At 68.5% G+C, this 6,162-nt stretch carries 6 protein-coding genes; all 6 read left to right on the top strand.

Translation table 11 applies throughout. The features are described 5' to 3' along the window. The coding region (locus AC1Q7H_RS32675) for a motility hub landmark protein FimV (RefSeq protein ID WP_492382146.1) at positions 1-1,412 on the top strand (1,412 nt) is incomplete at its 5' end. A 149-nt stretch (positions 1,413-1,561) separates the two neighbouring features. After that, positions 1,562-2,380 (top strand): tRNA pseudouridine(38-40) synthase TruA, encoded by an 819-nt coding sequence (gene truA / locus AC1Q7H_RS32670; protein ID WP_013957411.1) that lies wholly within the window; start codon positions 1,562-1,564, stop codon positions 2,378-2,380. Beyond that, positions 2,367-3,110 (top strand): phosphoribosylanthranilate isomerase, encoded by a 744-nt coding sequence (locus AC1Q7H_RS32665; RefSeq protein WP_492382145.1) that lies wholly within the window; start codon positions 2,367-2,369, stop codon positions 3,108-3,110. The genes truA and AC1Q7H_RS32665 overlap by 14 nt, the downstream gene beginning before the upstream one ends. 124 nt (positions 3,111-3,234) lie before the next feature. Then, positions 3,235-4,428: a tryptophan synthase subunit beta gene (gene trpB, locus AC1Q7H_RS32660; RefSeq protein ID WP_013957409.1), complete on the top strand. Its 1,194-nt coding sequence runs from the start codon at positions 3,235-3,237 to the stop codon at positions 4,426-4,428. Further along, the gene (locus AC1Q7H_RS32655; protein ID WP_010814635.1) at positions 4,428-5,354 is read left to right on the top strand and encodes a DNA-methyltransferase; all 927 of its coding nucleotides are present in this window, start codon (positions 4,428-4,430) and stop codon (positions 5,352-5,354) included. Before trpB ends, AC1Q7H_RS32655 begins: the two co-directional genes overlap by 1 nt. Position 5,355: 1 nt before the next feature. Further along, the gene (gene trpA, locus AC1Q7H_RS32650; protein ID WP_013957408.1) at positions 5,356-6,153 is read left to right on the top strand and encodes a tryptophan synthase subunit alpha; all 798 of its coding nucleotides are present in this window, start codon (positions 5,356-5,358) and stop codon (positions 6,151-6,153) included. Positions 6,154-6,162: the final 9 nt, after the last annotated feature.

The raw sequence follows: 6,162 nt of genomic DNA, 5'->3' as shown, positions 1-6,162 counted from the left end.
CCGTGGCGCCCGCGGCAGCCTCCGCCGTGGCAGCCGTCCCAGCCTCGCAGCCGGCTGCGGCCATCCCTGCCAGCGCAGCGCAGGCCGCAGCCGCCGCGTCGGCCCCCGCGGCCAAGCGCCCGCCGGTGTTGGCGGCCCAGCCCGAGCCGGTGCCCCAACCGTCGTTCATTGATGGCCTGCTGGCCAACCCCATGCTGCTGCCCGGCGGTGGCCTGCTGGTGGCGCTGCTGGGCGTCTATGCGATCTATCGCCGTCGCCAGCAGCAGAAGGCGGGCGAGGCGACCGGCTTCGGCGACAGCATCCTGTCGCAGGAAAGCACGGTGATGGCCGGTGCCAATTCGCTGTTCGGCACGGCCGGGGGGCAGAGCGTCGACACCTCGCAGCACAGCGTGTTCGGCGCGGACTTCCGCATCGGCAACAACACGCCGGAAGCCAACGAGGTCGACCCGATCGCCGAGGCCGAGGTCTATATCGCCTATGGGCGCGATGTGCAGGCGGAGGAAATCCTGCGCGAAGCTCTGGAGAAGAACCCGGAGCAGCAGCCGGTGCGGCTCAAGCTCCTGGAGATTTACAGCAACAGACAGGATGTGGAAGGTTTCCGCGTGATTGCAGAAGAAATGTTCGCCCAGACCGGCGGACACGGGGCGGAATGGCTGAAGGCAGCAGAAATGGGGCGCGCGCTCGAGCCGGGCAACGCGCTCTTCCTGGCGGTGACGCCCGAAGCGGCGGGGCCGGATACGACATCGCCGGCAACCGACCAGTGGCGCACCCAGGACCCGTCGCAGAATCCGGCCTCGATCGCGCGGCTGGAGCCGTCGCTGGGTGACCTGGCGCTGCCGCTGGATGCCTTCCCGGCCCCGGCGGCCGGCGAGCCGATCGTTGCGCCTGCTTCCGCGGCGATGGTATTTGGCGCTGACGCGCACGACGCCGGCGAGCCGGTGCGGCTGGATCTCGGCCTGCCTGGCACCGGCGCCGACCCGCTTGCCGACGACGTGCCCACCCTTGACACGCCGACCCGTAGCCGTCCGCTGGAGTTCGACATGTCGGGGCTGTCGCTTGACCTGGGCAGCGCCGCGCAAGCCGACGCCCGCGGCAAGGATGTGCTGGACGAGGCCACCATGCCGCTGCCCGCCACCACCATGCTGCGCGACGGCAAGCTGGCCGAGCCGATCGACCTATCGCGCGTGGCGCCTGAAACCGGCGGCGACCTCACGCACGGGGGTTCGCCGAGCACGCTGTCGGTCGACGGCGTGGACGGCGGGCGGGACATGCAGATCAAGCTTGACCTGGCTCGTGCCTATATCGAGATCGGCGACAAGGAAGGCGCGCGCGAACTGCTGCAGGAAGTGGTCGAGCAGTCGCAGGACCCGCTGCAGGCGGAGGCCCGTTCGCTGCTGCAGGAAGTGGCCTGAGCTATCATTGACGGTCCGGCCGCGGCACGCGCTGCCGCAGCCTGAAGCGATGCGCCGGAAGCGTCCCTTCCGGCGCATTTGCTTTTTCGGCGGACCTGGCGTGAACCATTGCGCCCGGACGTACCCGCCGCCTTGCCCGATCCCCTGACATGAACCGCATCGCTCTTGGCCTGCACTACGACGGCGCCGCCTTTTCCGGCTGGCAGTCGCAGCCGCACCGCAATACCGTGCAGGATCACCTGGAAAACGCCATCGAGCGCTTTGCCGGGGTGCGCCTGCTGACCACTGTGGCGGGGCGCACCGATACCGGCGTGCATGCGCTCGGCCAGGTCATCCACCTGGACACGGCCCTGGAGCGCGAGCCATTTTCCTGGGTGCGCGGCGTCAACGCCTTCCTGCCGCCGTCGATCGCGCTGCAATGGGCGCTGCCGGTGGACCAGGGCTTCCACGCCCGTTTCCTGGCGTTCGAACGCATGTATTACTACGCGCTCTACACCGGGCCGCACCGCGTGCCGCTGGTGCACGGCCGCGCCGGCTACCAGATGCTGCCGCCGGGTCAGCGGCTGGATGTCGACGCCATGCGCGAGGCCGCCGCGTGCCTGGTCGGCGAGCACGATTTCTCCGCCTTCCGCGCCGCCGAATGCCAGGCCAAGTCGCCGGTCAAGACCATGTACGACGTCACCATCAAGGATGACGGCAACTGGGTGTTCCTGCGCTTTCGCGCCAGCGCCTTCCTGCACCACATGGTGCGCAACCTGATGGGCTGCCTGGTGGCGGTGGGGCGCGGACGCTACCCGGCGCCATGGCTGGCGCAGGTGCTGGCCGGGCGCGAGCGCAAGCTGGCGGCGCCGACCTTCATGCCGGACGGCCTCTACCTGGTCGGCGTCAAGTATCCTGATCCTTACCAGATCCCCGCGGCCGATCCGTCCGCGAGCCTGTTCCATGGAGTGTTCGATGACGCAGCCTGAGGCCGCCGACGGTAGCACGGCGGGCAGCACAGTGCACATGCCGGCCCGCACCCGCATCAAGATCTGCGGCCTGACGCGCGAGGACGACGTGCGCGCCGCCGTGGACGCCGGCGCCGACGCCATCGGGCTGGTGTTCTACCCGAACAGCCCGCGCTACGTCGACGTGGCGCGCGCCGCCGCGCTGGCCGAGGCCGCCGGGCCGTTCGTGGCGATCACCGGGCTGTTCGTCAATGCCGACCTGGAAGACATCGCCCATGTGGCCGAGCGCGTGCCGCTGACGCTGCTGCAGCTGCACGGCGACGAGACCCCGCAGTTCTGCTCGCAGGCGTCACAACGCTGCCGGCTACCGTTCCTGCGCGCCGCCCGTGTGCGCCAGGGCCTCGATTTGGTAGAATTTGCCGATCAATACCGTGATGCCGCTGCCTTGCTGCTTGATGCCTTCGTCGAAGGCTACGGCGGTGGCGGCCACGTCTTCGACTGGACCCTGATTCCCCCGGCATGGCTTCCGCCTACTCCCCCGGTACCAGCTACCGGCAACCCGAACGCAAGCGGCGCTCCTCGCATCGTTTTGAGTGGTGGGTTGAACGCGCAAAACGTCGCTGGTGCGATTGAACGCGTGCGGCCCTACGCTGTGGACGTCAGCAGCGGGGTAGAGGCCGCCAAGGGCGTGAAGGACCACGCCCGCATCGCCGCGTTCGTGCGTGCTGTGCGCAGTGCCGAGGCAGGATGAGCCGGGCCGTCTCCCGCGTCTTTCCCCATGCCGCCTATGGCCTGCCGCATGCGCGCACACGCATCGCAGTCAACCATGCGCCCTTGCCGGATGAGGCAAGGCCGCTGTTCCGAAGAGTCTAGATATGTACGACTTGCCCGATTCCCGTGGCCATTTCGGCCCCTATGGCGGCACCTTCGTGTCCGAAACGCTGATCCACGCGCTCGATGAGCTGCGCGAAGCCTATGCGCACTACCAGAAGGATCCGGAGTTCGATGCCGAATACCGCCGCGAACTGAAGCACTTTGTCGGCCGCCCGTCGCCGATCTATCACGCGCAGCGCTGGAGCGAGACGCTCGGCGGCGCGCAGATCTACTTCAAGCGCGAAGACCTGAACCACACCGGCGCGCACAAGATCAACAACGTGATCGGCCAGGCGCTGCTGGCCAAGCGCATGGGCAAGCCGCGCGTGATCGCCGAGACCGGGGCAGGGCAGCACGGCGTGGCCACGGCCACCATCGCCGCGCGCTTCGGCATGGAGTGCGTGGTCTACATGGGGGCCGAGGACGTCAAGCGCCAGGCCGCCAACGTCTACCGCATGAAGCTGCTGGGCGCCACCGTGGTGCCGGTGGAAAGCGGCTCGCGCACGCTCAAGGACGCGCTCAATGAAGCCATGCGCGACTGGGTCACCAACGTCGAGAACACCTTCTACATCATCGGCACCGTGGCCGGCCCGCATCCGTACCCGATGATGGTGCGCGACTTCCAGTGCGTGATCGGCGAGGAATCCAAGGTGCAGATGCCGGAGATGACGGGCCGCCAGCCGGATGCCGTGATCGCCTGCGTCGGCGGCGGCTCCAATGCCATGGGCATCTTCTACCCGTATATCGAGCACCAGGACGTGCAGCTAATCGGCGTGGAAGCCGCCGGCGACGGCCTGGACACCGGCCGCCACGCGGCCTCGCTGACCGGCGGCACGCCGGGCGTGCTGCACGGCAACCGCACCTACCTGCTGCAGGACGCCAACGGCCAGATCATCGAGACCCATTCGGTGTCGGCCGGCCTGGACTACCCGGGCGTGGGCCCCGAGCATGCCTGGCTCAAGGACAGCGGCCGCGCGCAGTACGTGCCGATCACGGATGAGGAAGCGCTCAAGGCCTTCCACGACTGCTGCCGCATCGAGGGCATCATCCCGGCGCTGGAATCGAGCCATGCCATCGCCTACGCCTGCAAGCTGGCGCCGACGCTGCCCAAGGAGAAGCTGCTACTGGTGAACCTGTCCGGCCGCGGCGACAAGGACATGCACACCGTGGCCGAGCGCGCGGGGCTCAAGCTCTGATGCGCGCGCTGCCTCCGACCGGACTTGCCGTGGGCGGCGCGGGTGCACCGGATGCGTCCGGTGCGCCCGATTCCGCCCAGTTGCGCCTGTTCCAGGAAGACATGTTCGAGGGCATTGCCCGCCTGCCGGACGGCTCGGTCGACCTGATCGTCGCCGATCCGCCCTACGGGCTGGGCAAGGACTACGGCAACGATTCCGACCTGCTGTCGGGCCAGGAGTATCTCGACTGGTCCGAGCGCTGGATGAACGCGGTCGTGCCCAAGCTCGCGCCCAAGGGCACGCTCTACCTGTTCTGCACCTGGCAGTATTCGCCCGAGCTGTTCGTGATGCTCAAGCGGCGCCTGACCATGATCAACGAGATCATCTGGGACCGCCGCGTGCCCAGCATGGGCGGCACCACGCGCAAGTTCTCGTCGGTGCACGACAACATCGGCTTTTTTGCGCGCGCGCGCGACTACTACTTCGATCTCGACCCGGTCCGCATTCCCTACGACCCCGAGACCAAGAAGGCGCGCAGCCGTCCGCGTTTCGAAGGCAAGAAGTGGCTGGAGGTGGGCTACAACCCGAAGGACCTGTGGAGCGTCTCGCGCATCCACCGCCAGGACCCGGAGCGCGCCAACCACCCGACGCAGAAGCCGCTGGAGATCGTCGAGCGCATGGTGCTGTCAAGCTGTCCGCCGGGCGGCCTGGTGCTGGATCCGTTCGCCGGCAGCGGCACCACCGCGGTGGCCTGCCTGCGCCACGGACGGCGCTTTGCCGGCTTCGAGATCAATCCGGAGTATGTGCAGGTGGCATGCGATCGCGTGTCTGCCGCCGCTGCAGCCCTTGCCGTCACGAATGCAGCCGCCGAGCCTGCCGCCACCCCAACCCTGGCCGCCGCCAACGACGATGTCTCGCCGGCGCCGCGGCCTCACCTGATTCCCTGATATGTCCCGTATCCAGAAGACGTTCGCGGCGCTGGCCGCGCAGCAGAAGAAGGGCCTGATTCCGTTTATCACCGCGGGCGATCCCGAGCCCGGCCTGACCGTGGCGCTGATGCACGCGCTGGTGGCGGGCGGCGCCGACGTGATCGAGCTGGGCGTGCCGTTCTCCGACCCGATGGCCGACGGCCCGGTGATCCAGCGCGCCTCCGAGCGCGCGCTGGCGCAGGGCGTGTCGCTGACCCAGGTGCTGCAGTGGGTGCGCGAGTTCCGCCAGACCAATGCCGACACCCCGGTGGTGCTGATGGGCTACGCCAATCCGATCGAGTGCATGGGCGAGCAGGTCTTTGCCACTGCCGCGCGCGAGGCTGGCGTGGACGGCGTGCTGGTGGTCGACTATCCGCCCGAGGAGTGCGAGTCGTTCGCCACGCTGATGCGCGACAACGGCATGGACCCGATCTTCCTGCTGGCGCCGACTTCGACCGATGCCCGCATCGAGGCCGTGGCGCGCGTGGCCAGCGGCTACCTGTACTACGTGTCGCTCAAGGGTGTGACCGGCTCGGCCGCGATCGACCTGGACAGCGTGGCGGCGCGCCTGCCGCTGATCAAGCAGCATGCCAACCTGCCGGTGGGCGTGGGCTTCGGCATCCGCGACGCGCAGACCGCGCGCGCCATCGGCAGCGTGGCCGATGCCGTGGTGATCGGCAGCCGCCTGGTGCAGCTGCTGGAGGACACCCCGCGCGAACAGGCGGTGGCGACGCTGCAGGCGTTTATTGCCGAGATCCGCCAGGCGCTGGACAGCTGAAGTGATGTA

It is taken from the genome of Cupriavidus sp. GW823-FHT06D04 (genome assembly GCF_058795055.1).
Note: the sequence above shows the minus strand (reverse complement) of the source record. Positions and strands in the feature narration are given on the sequence as shown.

Bases quoted from the DNA above. Each gene is read 5' to 3' on its own strand.
- trpB (WP_013957409.1), top strand. From the start codon at position 3,235: ATGTACGACTTGCCCGATTCCCGTGGCCATTTCGGCCCCTATGGCGGC.
- truA (WP_013957411.1), top strand. From the start codon at position 1,562: ATGAACCGCATCGCTCTTGGCCTGCACTACGACGGCGCCGCCTTTTCC.
- trpA (WP_013957408.1), top strand. From the start codon at position 5,356: ATGTCCCGTATCCAGAAGACGTTCGCGGCGCTGGCCGCGCAGCAGAAG.
- AC1Q7H_RS32655 (WP_010814635.1), top strand. From the start codon at position 4,428: ATGCGCGCGCTGCCTCCGACCGGACTTGCCGTGGGCGGCGCGGGTGCA.
- AC1Q7H_RS32665 (WP_492382145.1), top strand. From the start codon at position 2,367: ATGACGCAGCCTGAGGCCGCCGACGGTAGCACGGCGGGCAGCACAGTG.